This window comes from Herminiimonas sp. Marseille-P9896 (assembly GCF_903993245.1).
Lineage (GTDB): Bacteria > Pseudomonadota > Gammaproteobacteria > Burkholderiales > Burkholderiaceae_D > Oxalicibacterium > Oxalicibacterium contaminans.
Map to the genome: position 1 here is coordinate 206,010 of NZ_CAJEVT010000003.1, position 17,037 is coordinate 223,046.

A 17,037-nucleotide genomic window follows, 5' to 3' on the forward strand; every position below is an offset into this window, starting at 1 on the left:
TGAAAATCGTGAGCGGCGGGACCATCAGCCCCGCGATGCATGCCTTTCCTGGAAACTGCGGGTGTTCAGCACGGTTTCAACAAGAAAACATGCGCAATAGTGTTGTTATATCAGTTTCAGACCGCTTGTGCATAGTCAGTCGAAGGCAAAGTTGTAGAACACAGATAGCGCGCTGCTGGTACCGGCTTCACCTTCCAGTGTAATGCGCGGTGTCAGCGTATAGCGCAGCAGCAGGACGCTACCGACTGTATCCAGGCTTTGCTTGAAGCTGAGATAGAGGCGCGACGAGATGCGTTTGCCGAGGGTGATAATGCGATCCTGCAGGTCAGTGCCGCCTTTGCCTATGCTGACGTCGTCAAAGCCGAAGGCACTGGCGATTTGCGACTGCAAACCGGCTGCCGCAGTACCGGACAGCAGCGAGGTGGCAGCACTTTGCAGTGCATCGCGATCTGCATCACCGGTACCGGACAGACCGCGTCCCAGCACCAGCCACGACAGTTTTTCTGCATCGCTGACAGTCGGTTCCGACACCAGCGTGATGCGTGGCGCGAGGGCAGTGCCGCGTATTGATACACCAGCTTCCACTTCCTGCCCGCGGCGCATGGCACGGATATCGAGTGCCGGATTATTCAGCGGGCCACTGAACAGGACCGAACCTTGCTCGATTTTCAATTCACGTTGATAGGCTTTGAAAGTACCTGATGAGACACGCAACGTGCCCACTGCGCGCAAGGTATCACCGGCATTCGCTTGCAAGCGTACCTGGCCGACCAGCGTCGCATCCAGTCCGCGGCCTTGCAGTTTGATGCCGTCGCCCAGGCTGATGCTGACGTCGAGTGCGATGGCTGTCTTCTTGCTGGTATCTTCGCCCTGGCCGACTATGATGACGTCGTCCGATAGCTCCGGCGTGCCGGACACACCGATATCAACCAGGCCGGAGTTGACTTCAAACTGTCCGTTCGCTTTGGCGACACCTGCCTGCCAGCCGACCACACTGTCGCCGCTGATGACCAGTTTGCGGTCGCTGCGGTCTATCAATTTATAACGCGTTACTTTGACTTTCAGTTCCAGTGCCAGTTGCTCACGCAGCAAACTGATAGGGCCGGAGATCAGCAGGTCGCCATCGTTCTTGAAACTGAGTTGGGTAATCATCAGCTGATCGGTCTGGAAGCTGCTGCGCAATACGCCTTGTTTCAGGTCTATGCCGGTGTCGGTAAACAACAGACGTAAACCATCTGCATTGACCGGCCCTTGCAGGCGCGGTTTGGCGAAACTGCCATCGAGTACGACGTCGGCTTGCAGATTGCCTTCCATCACCAGTGATGGCGAAATCAGCGGACCCAGCCAGGCAAGGGTAGGCGTATTCATCTTGAGCTTGCCTGACAGCGGTGCATTCGGTGCAATCGAGAAGCGTCCGTCGCCGCCTATGGTTGTTGCCAGCTGTCCTTCGATGCGACCGGTACGTTTGCCGTCAGCCAGCAGCTGTGCTGTGAGCTGACCTTTGTTGGCAGTGGCGTTCACTTCGAATGCGTTCAGGCCCAGTGCGGTCGATGCGCTACCGTGTATCGCGATATCACCGCTTTCACGGCGGATGTTGAGATTGCCATCGAGTTTGTCGGCCATCACCAGATTCCATTCGCCGCCTAAGGTGAGGTCACCGGTTGCGATAGGTGCCTGGTTCAGTAAATGCAAAATCTCACCCGGCCGCACACGTTTAAAGTTACCGCGTGTGCTGATGCTGCGTTCGGTGCGCAGGAATTGCTCGACCTGGATGCTGGCGTTGTTTGCGTGAATTTTGAACTGATCCAGTTGCACCTGCTTTTGCGAAATCAGCAAAGGCGCAGGTGCTTCCAGTTTGGCATTGAAACGTCCGGTGGTATCGAGGACGTTGATATTGCCTTCCCAGCGCGCCGCGCGGGCCAGGTTTTTCAAGCCGCCTGCTGCGCTGAACTTCCATTTTTGTTCACGCTCGTCGAGACTGCTGCTCAGTGTGTGTTGCGCCGTTGTGCCGCTGACCTTGAGATCAAAGGTGTTGGCGCGCAGCTGTCCGCTGAGATTATCTGCATGGACGAGGATGGAGAGTGGTGCATGGTCTTGTGCTGCGAACTGCGCTTGCGCATCCAGTTTGGCGAATTGCTGTCCGCTGGACTGCACCGCTGTGGCATTCGTATTTAGCGTGAGATTGCTGAGCAGGAAAGCGTTGTCATTTAGGTTCAGCGTCAGGTCGGCTTTGCCCACTACAGTGCCGATGCGGGTCTGGCCGGGTACGCGTACCTGATTGCCTTTCCAGTCGGCGATGATGCGCGGTTGCTGCAACTTGCCGCGTACTTCGCCGTTGACTTGCAGCTCACCGGCGAATTCCGATCCCAGCTGCGCCAATGCCGGTGCTTGCAGATCGAAGCTCAGGCGCGAGTTGTTTTCATCCAGCCTGCCGTTGGCGGTCAGGCGGTTTTTGCCTGCGATCAGCAGCAGCTTGGGGATGTTCAGTGTTTGCGCGCGCAAATGCACTTCGCCTTCACCGCTCAAAGGATTGCCTGCCAGCTGGCTGTCATGGATGCGGAAGCTGAGATCACTTTCCAGATGCGGCAGACGTGCGCCGCTGACGGAGAAGTTGCCGTTCAGGTTCAGCGTCGGCAATTGCGCGAAGTCACCGAGTACGCGCGGATTGAATTGACGGATAACGCCTTTCGCACTGTAAGCCTGCTTGCCGCTGAAAGCGATATGTGCGCTGGCATCAATCGCGCTGGCATCGGCGCGCAGTTCCAGCTTGTCTACCGTCAATGCTTCATCCGCGATGACGCCGTGCGCGTTCAGGCTGAGCCTGCTTTTCTTTAATGGTTCGGTGGCAGCCAGCGTGATGACTTGCTTGCCTTCGCTATGTGCGATATCCAGCTTGATCGCCAGTTTGGTGGCACGCATGCGCTGATCCAGTTTCTTCAGGTCCAGCGCGTCGGTCTTCAGTGTGATGTTCAATGCGCCGTCGGCATATTTACCATGGCCGTTGATGCTGCCCGCAGGGCGTTGCGTGCTGCCGAGCTTGATGACCAGCGGATCCAGCAGGAAGGCTTCCTGCTTTTGTGCGAAGCTGAGCGACAGATCTGTCAGAGGTATGCGACCTTCATTATAGGTACCGGCGGCAGCGTTGTTGATGCTCAGTGTGCCGGTACCGTTTTCAGTGGCATGCAGTTGCAGATTGATATTGGTCTTCGGTAAGTCCTTGCCGAGTTCGGTCAGGTTGAGTGCTGTTGCCGTCAGGTCGGCTGCGCCCAGCATGCTATCGGAAAACGGTTTGACGACGACCTTGCCCTTGATGATGGCTTTGTTTACTTGTGCATCGATAGTGCTCACGATTTCGGCCAGCGAACCATCCAGGTCTATGCGCGCATTGGCACCCAGATGCTGTTCGTCGAGCATGGCTTCGGTGCTGCTGACCAGACTCGCCTGCAGCGGGTAGGGCTTGGTCGTCGACAGCGAAGCATGGCCGTTGATTTTGCCGCTGTAGCTATTGTTGCCGGACGTAGAGCGTGCGGCCAGTTGATCGAGATCGAGCAGATAGCGCTTGCCATCGAAATCCAGCTTGACGGCGAACGCGCCCAGTGTCACTACATCGAGCGGCCCCCAGGCCACGCTACCGCCATTGACATGCAGCTGGTCTACCTTGAGTTTGACGGGCAGGCTGATGCTATCCGGCAGAGTGGACGGTTCCTTGCTTTGGTCGATTTTGCTGATGATGCCCAGCTTGCCGATTTGCAGCAGCGGGATGTGTACCTTCCCGGCCAGCAAGGCTGAAAGCTGCGTTTCAAGCAGCACATCGTCCAGTGTGATGGTTTGATTTTCCAGCTTGATATTGAGCTGTTTGATTTGCAGCGGGCCGCTCAGTTGACCGCTGACCTCGCGACTCTGCACCATGCCGCCGCTTAATTTGTCGACCAGGCCGAGGGCAAACTGCGCACCGCTTTCGCTTTTCAGCAGCCAGCCACCCGCCGCCAGCACGACAATGACGACCGCAAGCAAACAGAACAGCCAGACGCGTAATCTGTGCTTGCGTGGCGGAGCGGAAGTTTTTTGATCGTCAGAAGCCATAACCGATAGAGAAGTGTAGACGCAGGTCTTTCGTGTCGTGACCGTAAGCGAGATCGAGGTTGACCGGGCCGATAGGGCTGCGCCAGCGCGCACCTACGCCGCTACCTTGCGCGAGGCGGAAACCTTTCCATGAGTCGGCCGCGTTACCGGCATCGGTAAATACAGCGGCACCCCATTCCGGCGTGACGCTGTAAATTACTTCCGCACTCACTACTGCGCTGACGGTACCGCCGACGATCGCACCATCTTGTGCGACGCCCAATGTGTTGTAGCCATAGCCGCGTACCGTCTGGTCACCACCAGTGCGGAACAGCAAATCACTAGGCACGGTGTCGGAATTGGCACCGAATACCTGACCGACCTGACCGCGCAGCACAGCCTGGAAGCGACCATAGCTGGGTGAGAGCCAGGTGGCGCGGCCTACTGTGCGTACCAGTCCTTTTTTGTTGACCACACCACCCGGGCCGACGCCCAGTTCGAGCGAAGCGTAGTAACCACGTGTCGGTGAAATCAGATTGTTCACGCGACGCATGGTGTAGGTGTAGGACGCGATCAGTGCTTCACGGTTATTGCTGTAGACATTACCGATGCGCTGGCGATCCGTGAGGAAGGCGACGCCGACTATGCTTTCATTGCGTTTGTCCGGGCTGATCAGGCGCGCGCCGGTACGGAATTTATCGTTCGCCTCACCTGAGCTGTTGGTGTATTCATAGTTGGCACCGACGCTGGGACGCCAGTCGTTTTCCAAAGTCGGCAGGTAGACATCGCCACCCAGCAGGCGGTTGTCACGATCAGCGCGCAGCTGGGATTCCAGGCGCCAGTCCTTGCCGAGGAAGTGACGGTCGGTCCATTTCATTTGCGCACGTGCGCCATTGTCGGTGGAGAAGCCCAGACCCAGCGACAAACGACGGCGTTCATTCTCTGTCAGGTCGAGCTTGATCGGCACGTTATGCGGATGCGCGGGATTGACTTCGATAGTGGCAAAGGCTGAGCGGAAATAGCCTGTGTCTTGTACCCGTGCCTGCAGCTCGTTGAGTTTTTCCTGTGAATAGCGCTCACCTGGTTTGATCGGGTTGAGTTTTTCCACCATGGTGCGTGAGTAGCGATTCAGGCCGACGATCTCGAGTTCGCCGAAGGTAAAGGCTGGGCCGGAGTTGACTTGCACTATCAGTGCTGCGGTGTGTGTCGTCGGATCGATGCGCGCTTCGCTATGGGACACAGCGGCGGCTGGATAATCACGGTTGAGCATGGCTTTGAGCAAATCGCCCTTGGCGCTGTCCCATGCACTTTGACGAAAGGTGGAGCCTATCTTCAGGCCCCAGTTTTCGCGCAGCTGTTCGATGCGGCGCGTATTCTTTTGCTCAATGTCACCGCTGAAGCTAATGTTGACCGACTCGATTTTGGTTGCCGGACCCGGTTCTATATTGAGGCGCGCCACCCATGGTGTGCTTTGCTGGTCCAGCGTCGCATTCACGACAGGAGCGAAGTAGCCTTCGGTCGCCAGCAGTGAGCGGATCTGGGTCGGGGCGACCGCGACCAGTCTCTGTACTTCTTCTTCGTTGATGTCTTCGGACTTGCTGCGTTTGACGACGTCCAGATGTTCGTTAAGCAGCGAGGTGTAACTATCCGCACCGCTGATGGAGACAGTGTAGGAAGGGGCGGCTACGCTGGTGAAAGGCTGGCACAGCGCAATCAGTAAGGAGCAAAGCAGGAGCCGCCACGCTGAAAGTTTGTTAAGGGTAACTCTTGGCACGTTGTTGGTAATGATGGGTAATTGGAAAAGCGGCATGACAAGACAAGCATGTCGATTTTGCAAATTCGCTGACAGCCACGAGTTGATCAATCTTATCAGTATTATCAGTATTTGCCCGGCGTATGGTCGTTTTGACAGCGGAAAAGGCATGGATCACCTGCATGTATCCGGTCTATGCTTGCCGCACAGAGGCAAAATCCCTATAGTGGGCGCACCCCACGATTCACGGAAATCCGCCAGATGAGCAACACCCACGAAATACGTCCCGGCCAGTCGATAGAGCTACTGAAAGAGTTACACATCCTGACACGTGACGGCAAGCTGAATCAGGATAGCCGCCGCAAGCTGAAGCAGGTTTATCACTTGTATCAGTTTATTGAGCCGCTGCTGCAGGAAATCCAGAATGATCATCCAGATATTACGCTGGCTGATCATGGTGCCGGTAAATCCTACCTCGGCTTCATCCTTTATGATTTGTTCTTTAAGGAACGCAAGGACAATTCACGCATTTACGGCATAGAAACACGCGACGAGCTGGTGCAGAAGTCAGAAGCACTGGCCAAAAAGCTGGAATTCCCTGGCATGTCCTTCCTCAATCTGACAGTGGCGGAATCGATCACCTCGGATTTGTTGCCGGAGAAGATAGATGTGGTCACCGCACTGCATGCCTGCAATACCGCAACGGACGATGCGATTCATTTTGCCTTGAAGAAGCAGGCCAAGTTCATCGTGCTGGTACCGTGCTGCCAGGCAGAGGTCGCCTCAGTCCTGAAGAAGAACAAGGGCAAGACGCTGGCGAAAAGTGCACTGACTGAAATCTGGCGTCATCCTTTGCACACACGCGAATTCGGTAGCCAGGTTACCAATGTGCTGCGTTGTTTGCAGCTGGAAGCACATGGCTATCAGGTCAATGTGACAGAGCTGGTGGGCTGGGAGCATTCGATGAAGAATGAATTGATCATCGCCAGCTATAAGGACTTGCCACGTCGACGTCCAACCGAACGTTTGCACGAAGTATTGCAGACGCTGGGACTGGAAGAGATGCAGCCGCGTTTCTTTACCGATGCAACGCCTGATAACTAATCACTTCTGCAGTGCCATCTGGCGCAGGTAGGCCAGTAAATCATCCATCTGTGATTCACTCATGACGCTGTCGGCAAAGCCCGGCATCGTCATGCCTGGCCAGCTGCGCACCGCTGCCGGATCGCGCAGATATTTTCTCAGGTAGGTTTCGTTAAAGTATTCAGTCGGATTGGCTGGACGGTTCAGGTCCGGGCCGACTGCTGCATCGCCGCCACCATTAACCTGATGACAGCTGGCGCATTGCGTCGCATAGATTTGCATGCCGCGATAGGCGGCGCTGTCAGCTGCGGTGTGTGGTTTGATTTGCGGGTAGCGGCTGTGCAGTGGCGTGACATCGCTGATGCTGGCGATCTGGTACGGCCATTGTTCTTGCGTGATCTGATTTTTCTCCGGTGCCAGCCAGACCAGGTAAAAAGGTCCGGCGCTGGGGCCGCCTGCCTTTAATGCCGGCCACGGTGCTTGCGGTACTTCTATTGCCAGCCATGCTTCGGACTCACCCAGAAACGACGAGACTGGAATATTCGCGACGAAGCCATCGCTGGCTTTGAACTGCAGGGTATCGATCTTGCTGATGTCGCGCAGTATCGCCAGCAAAGGCAAGGCGCGATACTCCATCGCACGTTTATAGCTGACATCGGCCGGGATTTTGATGGTGCGTATTGCCGGGTGCTTCAGTAAATCGGTGAGAGCCAGGGTTTGCTGCTGGCTGCCGACGCGCAGCTGCAGCCTGGCATCCTGGGCATGTGCCGGAAGCAAGTGGGCGCTTAGCAGCAATACGCTGATGAAGACGGAACGGAAGAAGGCAGGTGCTCGCATAGTGCTGCCAGTATAACCATACAGCGTGTGATACGAATCGCTGTGCCGGTGAAAGCTCTTTATACTAGCGCGCATGACATGGTTTCTTTATCTCCTCGAATGCAGGAACGGCAGCATCTATACCGGTATTGCCGTCGATGTACACGCGCGTTACAAGGCGCATGTGAGCGGCAAGGGTGCACGCTACACGCGTTCTAATCCGCCGCGACGTTTGCTGGCGGTGCTGGAGTATCCGGATCGTTCGACGGCTTCCAAGGCTGAATATGCAATGAAGCGTCTGAGCGCTGCCCAGAAGCGCAGCTTGTGCCTGCAGCGCGATGCGCTATGGACTATTTCCCTGGCTGACCATATAGCCCGGCTATCAACTGATTAATCGTAAGAAGAACGCCATGAGCAAACAATTTTCCAGTGCCAGTGAACGTAATCGTGAACCGATACTGGCAGTATTAAGCAGCGAGCTCGCGAGCAGCAAGACCGTGTTGGAGGTAGGCAGCGGTACTGGCCAGCATGCGGTTTTCTTTGCTGCGCACATGCCGCATCTGATCTGGCAAACCAGTGACTTGCCGCAGAACCATTCGAGCATAGCCGCATGGATGCAGGAAGCGGATTTACCGAATGTGTTGTCACCGCTGGTGCTGGATATGGAGCAGCCGGATTGGCCGGTGCAGACTTATGATGCGGCGTTCACTGCCAACACCTGTCACATCATGGCCTGGCATCAGGTACAGAATATGTTCAGGGGTGTGGCACAGCGCCTGAACCCGGGCGGCAAGTTCTGTGTGTATGGACCATTCAACTACGATGGAAAATTTACCAGTGCCGGGAATGCGCAATTCGATGCATCACTCAGGGCGCAGGCTGCGCATATGGGCATACGCGATAGTGAAGCGGTAAACGCTTTAGCGCAGGAGCAGGGTTTGCAGTTGCACGCAGATCACGCGATGCCAGCCAATAATCGTTTACTGGTCTGGCAGCGCGTTTGATGGAGTTGACTTATTTGCCTTTGGCTTGCGGTGAAGGAGCCGTGGCAGGAGGTGGTGGCAGTGGATCTGTTTTGCAGCCTTTGTAGCTGACGCCATTCATTTCAAACAACGCTTCGTTACCTTTGTTCCAGAAGGTAGTGGAGCCGTCCGAGTAGCGAGCACCGGAACCCGAGATCACATGTGGCAGGGTGATGGTGCGGCCCGACAACATGATTTCTACCTTGTCGTTGTTCGGGAATTTGGCGATGAATTCCAGGTCATCACATTTGAATGCAGCGATATTGCTCTTCGGTGCATTTGCAGCGACCGGATTGCCGACACGTTGCACCATGATGCTGATCGGTTTTTCCGCTTCGTTGAAATTGACCGGATAAGCTTCAGTCGATGTCCACATCAGTTCATCCCGGTTATCCAGAATCACTGCACGTACGTTGTAGCGATGACGCAAGTCGATAGCCGACGGGATGTAGCGCAAATCAAACTGAATAGGAACCTGGCCGCTAGGACGCAAGGTTTGCTGTGCGACGAAGATGGCGCTGGCGTCGGCACGGCTGACGTCTTCCAGGCTGACGACTATCTTGGCATCAGGTGGCAGCGCAATGCGTTCACGATAAATGACAGAGCCGCTGATGCGACCGGATAAATTGGGTTTGCTCTCGGTTTTGTACCATTTGGCACAACCGCTCGCGGCCACGGTCAGTGCCAGCAATGTGAGGATGGTACGCAGAGTGTGTAATTTTTTCATGTTGGTTTCCTGAAAATGACATGCGATGAGGAAGTGTAGCGCCTGCCATCGCAAAGTCCAGTGTTGCTTACGCCAGCCTGACAGCTTGACGCATGCAGGCACGGCAAGTAGTCTTTGTTATCCTGTCAGGCAGGTGATGATGGACAGCATGATTCAATCTGCGTTCCCGTTGGCACGCGTTAAACACTACCTCCGCTATTAATTAATGCATACAGACTGTCATTCCCGTCCGCGTTTTCCCCATTTGTTAGTTGCTGCACTTTTCGCTTTCTCTTCCGGCGCGGTGTGGGCTGACGAAGAAGTCTGTAGCTCCAAGCCCGGCGTCAGGGCGTTGAAAAATTACCCTGATGTGTACAACTTCTATTACGAAAACGATTTGTTTGCCGGTACGGATAATAACTACACCAGCGGTGCCAAGTTTTCCTGGATCTCGGCCAACCTCGAGGATTACATCAACGATCCCTGCCTGCCGAAATGGGTGCGCCAACTGAATCGGGTTTCAGAATGGGTGCAACCGGGTGTATTTGATTCACGCAATATGGTGATTAGTCTGGGCCAGGAGATGTACACGCCGACCGATAAGACACGGAGTGACCTGATTACCAATGACCGGCCGTATGCAGGCTGGCTCTACCTCGGCCTGGCCTACAACGCACGTAACGATACGGACATGGAAGTGACCGAGATCGATATCGGTATGGTCGGCCCGGCTTCGCTGGCACGCCAGTCACAAAACTTCATCCACCGCATACGCGGCATCGATCGCTTCAACGGTTGGGACAACCAGCTCAATAATGAACTGGGCATACAGTTCGTGAAGGAACGAAAAACCAAGTTCTTCAACTGGTCGCGTTCAGGCTGGCCGAAGATGGATGCGATCAGCCATTACGGTTTTGCGCTGGGTAATGTAAATACTTATCTGAATGGCGGGCTGGAAGTGCGTATAGGTAGTTTCCTGCCCAACGATTTTGGTACTGCACCTATCCGTCCGGCCAGTGACAGCAATGCGCCGCTGCCAGCCAATGCCTCACGCCGGATGGCAGATGGCGGTGTACATTTCTTCGCGTCGGTAGATGGTCGTGCAGTCGCCCGCAATATCTTCCTCGATGGGAATACCTTCTCCGACAGCCACAGTATTTCGAAACGCTATTTCGTTGGTGACGTCGCGGCCGGTGTGGCCTGGCAATGGGTAGGGGGCAAGATCACTTATGCGCAATATTTGCGCAGCAAGGAATTCCGCGGTCAGGACAAGGCGCAAAGCTACGGCTCGATTACGCTTAGCCTCGAATACTGACACTCAGGATGGAGCGTCATGCACAGGCATGCTGTGCATGACGTATGGCGATATTAGTCGAAGCTGAAGTCAGCCGGGAGGCCGTCGAAGAATTCGACTTCACCGGTTTCCAGTGAGTACTCGGCACCGACCACCAGCAAACCTTCGTTCTGGCTCAGGCTTTCCAGTATTTCCGAACCGTGGCGCAGGTGATTGACGGAAGCGCGGATGTTGGCGCGTACCGATTGATGTACCAGCGCATCATGATCGTGCTTCAGATCCGTTTCCATCAGGGTTTCGATCGAAGGACGGATGCGGTCAACAATGGACTTCAGGTTGCGTGACTGGTTTTCGCTAGGACGCTTCAATTCGTCCAGTGTCGCCAAGATGGCACCACATTGCGAGTGACCGAGCACGACTACCAGCTTGGTGCGGTAACGATCAGCAGCAAATTCCACGCTGCCAACCTGTGACGGTGCCACGATATTACCGGCGACGCGGATCACGAACAAATCACCCAGACCCTGATCGAACACCAGTTCTGCCGGTACGCGCGAGTCGGAGCAGCCAAGAATAATGGCGAACGGTTCCTGGCCAGCGGCGATTTCGCTGCGGCGGGCATGGGAGGAGGCATTGTCGGGGTTACGGACATCTGCGACAAAACGGCGGTTACCGTCGCGCAGACGCTTTAGTGCGGCTTTTGCTGTTTCCATTAGGTTCTTTCTTTCGATTGCTGTCTGGTGCCTGCGGGAGGGATGCATTTGCGTGGGGAAGCATGACGGCGCGCGCTGGCGCTATCGTGTGCAAAGGCAGGCGTTCACTACTTTAAAGCATTCTTTAGCGGCTTGCTTGGCAAATTTTTCAGTGCAAATGAGGACAGTGACGCAAACTCATGCAGGCATGAACGGCGACGAATGACTGTGTTTGAGCGAACTTAAATGGAGAAGTGCGAGGAAGGCGTGAGATGGTGGTGCGACGCAGCATGGCGGATAGCCGGCTTGCCGACTATCCATACACAGTATTCAAAAATCGAATAATTCGCCGATCAGGTCTTTTTTCTGTTTTTGCCCGTAGCCTTCCTTGTTGTAGCCATGTTGCATGGCGCGCACCGGACTGCTGCGCTCGCCGCGATAACGCGGCAGCGGCGGTGCTTCCGGTGGCAGGGCATTGGCGGAACGATCGATCAGTTTGTCGAGTTCGCCCCTATCCAGCCACACACCGCGGCAGTTTGGGCAGTAATCAATTTCAATTCCGTGGCGATCAGAAGTGATCAAGTGCATTTCATTGCAGGCCGGACATTTCATCTTGATATCCTCGTCGTTAAAGTCGCCCATTACGGGCGATAAGCTGCACTCTAGGCGCTCTTTAACTGTTTGAAAATTCGAATATAATCAATTTTTCATTCGAAAAAACGGAAGAGAGATCTTGCATGAGTGGAATAAATTACAAGCATTTGCACTATTTCTGGGTGGTCGCCAAGTCCGGTGGCATAGGCCGCGCCAGTGAACGCCTGCATTTGACACCGCAAACCATCAGCGGCCAGATCAGCCAGTTCGAGGATGTGCTTGGTTATAAATTATTCAACAGGGTCGGGCGACGGCTGGAGTTGAACGACGCCGGTCGCGTGGTGCTCGGCTATGCGGATGAAATCTTCACGCTGGGTGAGGAATTGCAGGAAGTGCTGCGTTTCCGTCCGGGCGGCTGGCCCTTGCAGTTCCGGGTCGGGGTCGCGGATGCGGTGCCTAAGGCGATTGCCTATCTGCTGCTGGAACCGGCGATGGAGTTGCCCGAATCGCTGCGCATCGTATGCCGCGAAGGCAAGCTGACCAATCTGCTGGCCGACCTGGCCGTGCATAGGCTGGATATCGTGATTGCCGATAGCCCGATGCCTGCCAATATTGATGTGCGCGGCTACAACCATTTGCTGGGTGAATGCGGGATGACTTTCTTTGCCACCGATGAGCTGGCAAAGAAATACCAGAAGGATTTCCCCAAGAGCCTGGATGGCGCTCCCTTCCTGATGCCGGGTGAAGATGCCGCCGTGCGGCCGCGCCTGATACGCTGGTTTGAAAAGGAAAAAGTCCGGCCGCGCATCGTCGGCGAGTTTGACGACGGTGCGTTATTGCAGGCATTCGGTGAGGCAGGTAAGGGTATCTTCGCCGCGCCTTCCGCTGTCGCCGACCAGATTAAAAAGCAATATGGTGTGACCGAGATAGGCCGTACGAATGCAGTGTCGGAACAGTTTTATGCGATTTCAGTAGAACGCCAATTGACGCATCCGGCGGTAGTCGCCATCAGCTCGGCAGCACGTGAAAGCCTGATCCGTTAATCAGGTGCGCGGATGTCTTGCTGCTTCGCGGTGGCAGGAGAGTAGACATGCTCCGGTCGTACGCCTATGCCGACCGCATAGGCCGGTATTCCGCGTAACAGCGGTATCAGGTTCAGCAGACGCATAGGCCACGGCACACTCAGCGGTTTATCCTGCGCACGACTCACGACCGGCACCAGGATGCGATTCTGGATCGCAACCTGCGCTGCCTGCGTGACGCGGGTAGGGAAGAGGCGACGGGTTTGTACCTTGTCGAGGAAAGGCGTGAGTGCCAGCGGTGTGACCTCCGGATTGGCCAGTGACAGCGCGAGTATATTGGCTGTTGCCACTGCATCCTGTATCGCCAGATTGATACCTATACCGCCGACCGGTGACATTGCATGTGCGGCATCACCTATGCAAAGCAAGCCCGGCTTCCACCATTGCTCCAGCCGGTCTACCGACACACTCAGTAATTTAATATCGTCCCAGCTTTGCAGGCTGGCGACACGATCAGCAAACATAGGTGCAATGCGACTGAGTTCCGCCTGGAAGGCAGGCAAGCCACGCGCGTGGATTTCTTCTATGCCGCCTTTCGCTATGACATATGCGCATTGCCAGTAAGTCCCCCTGTGCAGCATCACAAAGAACTGTCCGGCATCGAGGCGTGCGCCGGTACTGGTCGGGTCACCTTCCGCTGTTGGCAGGCGTAACCACAGGACATCGATAGGTGCGCCCAGGTTGCGTACTTGTAGTTGAGCTGCCTCGCGTACGGTTGAGTGGCGGCCATCGGCGCCTATAACCAGATCGGCATGGACCTGCAAAGGACCGTCGTTGGTTGTGACTTGTACACCGGTGACGCGTTCGCTGTCTTCCAGCAAACTATCTACGCGAGCGTTCTGGATCAAACGGAAGTTGGCATAGCGCACCGCTTCATCGCGCAGGAAATCGAGGAAGTCCCACTGCGGCATCAGTGCGATGAATTTGCACTGCGTACTCAATCGCGAAAAATCAGCGACCTTTAATACGCGACCACCTATATTGATGCTCAGCTCGCGCGCTTCATCATGTGGTCTTTGCAGGAAGGATGTGAGCAAGCCTAGCTCATGCATGATTTGCAGTGTGGACGGATGCACGGTGTCGCCACGAAAGTCGCGCAGGAAGTCGCCATGCTTTTCCAGCACGATGACATCGACACCAGCGCGCGCCAGCAGCAGCCCCAGCATCATGCCAGCCGGACCGCCACCGGCGATACAACAGCGTGTATGGATTTGATCCGGCATGGAAACACTCCTTGCAGTCAGCGCATCACAAGTGCAATTATCTGAATTGATTATGGCGATAGTTGTGGCTGTGCGCAAAGGGATTCGCAGGCGTAATTCGCTTAATGTACAGCGCAGACGTGACTACGCGCTTGCCTACGATAGTTCGCGGGCAAGACGTGTAGCTGGGTAGTGACTAATTAAGCAGGAAATTGCTTGTAGGATGCAGAACGATCAGCCGCGCTTGCGCGAATCTGACCGGGCAGGATAGGCGCTTACTGGAAGGAACCAGTTTGCGTGGTGTTGAATGGTACGACGATAGTGGTGGAGCCTTCGGACTTGTCTTGCTCGATCGAGCCGGTATCGTTGTCCTGCTCTTCACTGATCTGCTTATGTTCCTTGTCGGAGATATGCTTGCCAGCGTGGATAGGTTTAGCCGTGTGGTGGGCGTTATCGTAGTTTTTGTACATGGTCGATATCCTTATAGATCACAGCGATCAAATTTCGAAAGCTGCTGATTGTTGTGATGGCATGTCGCACTGCCCGTGCCGTTTAAATCGTGTGGCACGACCTGAGTTGCGAGAATAAAGGAGCCGTCCGGAGATGGCGATCAGAGATCATCCTAAAGTTTTGTAGGAAGGCTCTGACTTGATTGTGCAAATGGCATTGTTGCCATGTTGCCGACTATGGGTGAAAACAAGTGGCACAAATTATTGTGCCGGCGAATGATGCTTGCTTGGCATCCCGTATCACGGGAATGAGTGCTGCGAGCAGATGAGCTGCAGCGGCGTAATGATAGTTGATTTTGCCGCGCGATGGGGAATGGTGTAGTGAGTTGCCATATTGCTTCTGTTTTTCCACCACCGCGCTGCGATATTTTTTTGAGGGCTGACTCGTGAGAGTTAACCCATGTGGACTTCGTCCGGTTCTGCTTCGCGTCGTTCCTGACGCCATTCCATTGCAGTCTTCAACACCAGTGTCAGCAATGCCATACATGCGAGCAATGCAGCAGCGGTGAAGGCGGCAGCGGTTTTGTAATCGTTGTTGAGTTGCTCGACCAGCAAAGGCAGGGTCAGTGTTTGGTTCATGATGGTACCGGACACCACAGCGACCGCACCGAACTCACCGACCGCACGTGCATTGGTAATGACTGCACCGTACAGCAAGGCCCATTTAATATTCGGCAAAGTAACGCGCCAGAAAATCTGCCAGCCGGTTGCACCCAGCGACAGTGCTGCGATTTCTTCTTCGGTACCTTGCTTCTGCATCAGCGGCATCAGGATGCGTGCGATATACGGTGCAGTGACAAAGACCGTGACCATGATGATGCCCGGCCATGCGAACATCAATTGCACGTCTTTCGCATATAGCCATTTACCGATGGTGCCTTCCAGACCGTACACCACCAGATAGCAGAAGCCTGCTACAACCGGCGAGGTTGCGTACGGGATCTCGACCAGCGTCACCAGCAGGCGGCGACCAAAGAAGTCGTAATGCGTGACGCACCATGCGAGCAGGATGCCGAACACCAGGTTGATAGGGACCGTCAGCACCGCAGCCAGTATGGTCAGGCCGAGTGCGTGCTTCATGTAGTCTTCATTCAGATTGGCCCACAAGAGTTCGAGGCCGCCACTGAAGGCTTGCGTGAAAATCAGTATCAGCGGTAGCACCAGCAACAGTATCGTCATTACGATACCGAGGCCGATCAACAGCCATTGATGCAGTTCGCGGGGTTGTTTGATTGCTTTAGCCATGATTATCCCCTTACGCTTTCTTGAAGAATCGTCCCTGCACAACTTGCAGCAGGAACAAGAGGATGAGGGAGGCCAGCAGCACGACCGAAGCGATGGCGGCAGCGGCAGGGTAGTTGTACTCCTGCAGACGCACGAACAGCATCAGCGACGTCACTTCTGTTTCGAACGGGATATTACCGGCGATCATAATGACCGCACCGAATTCACCGAGGCTGCGGATGAAGGCTTGCGATGAACCGGTAATCAGTGCCGGGATCAGCGTCGGCAAAATCACGCGCCAGAAAATTTGCCATTTATTGGCACCCAGCATCAGCGCGGCTTCTTCCAGTTCCTTTTCCATATCTTCCAGCACTGGTTGTACCGAGCGCACGATGAAGGGCAGGCTGGTGAAAATCATCGCGACCACGATGCCGGGGAAGGCATAGGAAATCTTGATGCCGAATATTTCAAACCATTGGCCGAGCCAGCCGGATGGGATGAACAGGGCAGACAGCGTAATACCTGCGACCGAAGTCGGCAGTGCAAACGGCAGGTCGACCAGTGAATCGATCAGGCGACGGCCAGGGAAATCGTAACGGGTAACGATCCACGCCAGCAGGAAACCGATGAAGGTAACGACGATGGTGGAATAAAACGCGCCCTGTATCGTGACCTTGTAGCTTTGCAGCACGCGTGCGTCGGTAATCGCAAACCAGTATTGGTCCCAGCTCATGCCGCTGACGTACAGCAACAGCGCCGAAATCGGCAACAGAATCACCAGGCTGATATACAGCGTCGAAAAGCCGAAGCTCATCGAAAAGCCCGGCAGGATGGGCGTACTACGGAAGAAGCGAAGAGACAGATTCACGATATGTGCGGGTCAGGGCAGTGCGGCGTCACTGCAAAACGGTAATTGTAAAAACAAACGACCATCCAGTAACGGATGGTCGTGTGGATGGCGGCATTGTAAACCACCATCATCCTGTATGACAAAGGTG

The 17,037-nt window shown here is 55.1% G+C and carries 15 protein-coding genes; 5 read left to right on the plus strand and 10 right to left on the minus strand.

Annotation, left to right across the window (positions count from 1 at the left end; genetic code table 11):
• Window positions 1–135: 135 nt before the first annotated feature.
• Window positions 136–4,083, minus strand: a complete 3,948-nt coding sequence (locus H7U06_RS11340) for a translocation/assembly module TamB domain-containing protein (protein WP_254873226.1) — start codon at window positions 4,081–4,083, stop codon at window positions 136–138.
• Window positions 4,073–5,872 (minus strand): autotransporter assembly complex family protein, encoded by a 1,800-nt coding sequence (locus tag H7U06_RS11345; protein ID WP_175626280.1) that lies wholly within the window; start codon window positions 5,870–5,872, stop codon window positions 4,073–4,075. Before H7U06_RS11345 ends, H7U06_RS11340 begins: the two co-directional genes overlap by 11 nt.
• 204 nt (window positions 5,873–6,076) lie before the next feature.
• On the opposite strand from H7U06_RS11345, the gene H7U06_RS11350 reads away from it, so the two are divergent.
• Window positions 6,077–6,919 (plus strand): SAM-dependent methyltransferase, encoded by an 843-nt coding sequence (locus tag H7U06_RS11350; RefSeq protein ID WP_175626281.1) that lies wholly within the window; start codon window positions 6,077–6,079, stop codon window positions 6,917–6,919.
• Here the strand turns inward: H7U06_RS11350 and H7U06_RS11355 are convergent, their stop codons facing one another.
• A complete protein-coding gene (locus H7U06_RS11355) occupies window positions 6,920–7,735 on the minus strand; it encodes a cytochrome c family protein (protein WP_175626282.1) in 816 nt (271 codons plus the stop codon). It lies immediately after the preceding gene.
• A gap of 73 nt (window positions 7,736–7,808) precedes the next feature.
• Here H7U06_RS11355 and H7U06_RS11360 point away from each other — a divergent pair, with 73 nt between their 5' ends.
• Both H7U06_RS11360 and H7U06_RS11365 read left to right on the plus strand, forming a co-directional pair.
• On the plus strand, window positions 7,809–8,108 hold the full coding sequence (locus tag H7U06_RS11360; protein WP_175626283.1) for a GIY-YIG nuclease family protein: 300 nt from the start codon (window positions 7,809–7,811) through the stop codon (window positions 8,106–8,108).
• Window positions 8,109–8,124: 16 nt separating this feature from the next.
• Window positions 8,125–8,718, plus strand: coding sequence for a DUF938 domain-containing protein (locus H7U06_RS11365; RefSeq protein ID WP_175626284.1), 594 nt, complete (start codon window positions 8,125–8,127; stop codon window positions 8,716–8,718).
• Window positions 8,719–8,728: 10 nt separating this feature from the next.
• On the opposite strand, the gene H7U06_RS11370 is transcribed toward H7U06_RS11365, so the two are convergent.
• Window positions 8,729–9,463 (minus strand): YbaY family lipoprotein, encoded by a 735-nt coding sequence (locus H7U06_RS11370; protein WP_175626285.1) that lies wholly within the window; start codon window positions 9,461–9,463, stop codon window positions 8,729–8,731.
• A gap of 205 nt (window positions 9,464–9,668) precedes the next feature.
• Between H7U06_RS11370 and H7U06_RS11375 the strand changes: the two genes are divergently transcribed.
• Window positions 9,669–10,757 (plus strand): lipid A deacylase LpxR family protein, encoded by a 1,089-nt coding sequence (locus tag H7U06_RS11375; RefSeq protein WP_175626286.1) that lies wholly within the window; start codon window positions 9,669–9,671, stop codon window positions 10,755–10,757.
• A gap of 53 nt (window positions 10,758–10,810) precedes the next feature.
• On the opposite strand, the gene H7U06_RS11380 is transcribed toward H7U06_RS11375, so the two are convergent.
• Entirely contained in the window at window positions 10,811–11,449 is a 639-nt protein-coding gene (locus H7U06_RS11380) for a carbonic anhydrase (RefSeq protein WP_175626287.1), read from the minus strand.
• Window positions 11,450–11,758: 309 nt separating this feature from the next.
• A complete protein-coding gene (locus H7U06_RS11385) occupies window positions 11,759–12,040 on the minus strand; it encodes a zf-TFIIB domain-containing protein (RefSeq protein ID WP_124574929.1) in 282 nt (93 codons plus the stop codon).
• A gap of 125 nt (window positions 12,041–12,165) precedes the next feature.
• Between H7U06_RS11385 and nhaR the strand changes: the two genes are divergently transcribed.
• Complete coding sequence (gene nhaR / locus H7U06_RS11390; RefSeq protein WP_175626288.1) at window positions 12,166–13,065, plus strand: transcriptional activator NhaR; 900 nt, start codon at window positions 12,166–12,168, stop codon at window positions 13,063–13,065.
• Here the strand turns inward: nhaR and H7U06_RS11395 are convergent.
• From H7U06_RS11395 to cysT, 4 genes are all read right to left on the minus strand, one after another.
• A complete protein-coding gene (locus H7U06_RS11395) occupies window positions 13,062–14,327 on the minus strand; it encodes an FAD-dependent oxidoreductase (RefSeq protein WP_175626289.1) in 1,266 nt (421 codons plus the stop codon). The genes nhaR and H7U06_RS11395 overlap by 4 nt on opposite strands.
• A 254-nt stretch (window positions 14,328–14,581) precedes the next feature.
• Window positions 14,582–14,776 (minus strand): hypothetical protein, encoded by a 195-nt coding sequence (locus H7U06_RS11400; protein ID WP_124574932.1) that lies wholly within the window; start codon window positions 14,774–14,776, stop codon window positions 14,582–14,584.
• A 432-nt stretch (window positions 14,777–15,208) separates the two neighbouring features.
• Complete coding sequence (cysW, locus tag H7U06_RS11405; RefSeq protein WP_217703463.1) at window positions 15,209–16,060, minus strand: sulfate ABC transporter permease subunit CysW; 852 nt, start codon at window positions 16,058–16,060, stop codon at window positions 15,209–15,211.
• Between the two features lie 10 nt (window positions 16,061–16,070).
• The gene (cysT, locus tag H7U06_RS11410; RefSeq protein ID WP_175626290.1) at window positions 16,071–16,907 is read right to left on the minus strand and encodes a sulfate ABC transporter permease subunit CysT; all 837 of its coding nucleotides are present in this window, start codon (window positions 16,905–16,907) and stop codon (window positions 16,071–16,073) included.
• Window positions 16,908–17,037: the final 130 nt, after the last annotated feature.

Excerpts from the sequence above, each read along its gene's own strand:
- H7U06_RS11395 (WP_175626289.1), bottom strand. The coding sequence starts at position 14,327 with ATGCCGGATCAAATCCATACACGCTGTTGTATCGCCGGTGGCGGTCCG.
- H7U06_RS11340 (WP_254873226.1), bottom strand. The coding sequence starts at position 4,083 with ATGGCTTCTGACGATCAAAAAACTTCCGCTCCGCCACGCAAGCACAGA.
- H7U06_RS11385 (WP_124574929.1), bottom strand. The coding sequence starts at position 12,040 with ATGAAATGTCCGGCCTGCAATGAAATGCACTTGATCACTTCTGATCGC.
- H7U06_RS11345 (WP_175626280.1), bottom strand. The coding sequence starts at position 5,872 with ATGCCGCTTTTCCAATTACCCATCATTACCAACAACGTGCCAAGAGTT.
- H7U06_RS11380 (WP_175626287.1), bottom strand. The coding sequence starts at position 11,449 with ATGGAAACAGCAAAAGCCGCACTAAAGCGTCTGCGCGACGGTAACCGC.
- H7U06_RS11365 (WP_175626284.1), top strand. The coding sequence starts at position 8,125 with ATGAGCAAACAATTTTCCAGTGCCAGTGAACGTAATCGTGAACCGATA.
- H7U06_RS11375 (WP_175626286.1), top strand. The coding sequence starts at position 9,669 with ATGCATACAGACTGTCATTCCCGTCCGCGTTTTCCCCATTTGTTAGTT.
- H7U06_RS11370 (WP_175626285.1), bottom strand. The coding sequence starts at position 9,463 with ATGAAAAAATTACACACTCTGCGTACCATCCTCACATTGCTGGCACTG.
- nhaR (WP_175626288.1), top strand. The coding sequence starts at position 12,166 with ATGAGTGGAATAAATTACAAGCATTTGCACTATTTCTGGGTGGTCGCC.
- H7U06_RS11350 (WP_175626281.1), top strand. The coding sequence starts at position 6,077 with ATGAGCAACACCCACGAAATACGTCCCGGCCAGTCGATAGAGCTACTG.
- H7U06_RS11360 (WP_175626283.1), top strand. The coding sequence starts at position 7,809 with ATGACATGGTTTCTTTATCTCCTCGAATGCAGGAACGGCAGCATCTAT.
- H7U06_RS11400 (WP_124574932.1), bottom strand. The coding sequence starts at position 14,776 with ATGTACAAAAACTACGATAACGCCCACCACACGGCTAAACCTATCCAC.
- H7U06_RS11355 (WP_175626282.1), bottom strand. The coding sequence starts at position 7,735 with ATGCGAGCACCTGCCTTCTTCCGTTCCGTCTTCATCAGCGTATTGCTG.
- cysW (WP_217703463.1), bottom strand. The coding sequence starts at position 16,060 with ATGGCTAAAGCAATCAAACAACCCCGCGAACTGCATCAATGGCTGTTG.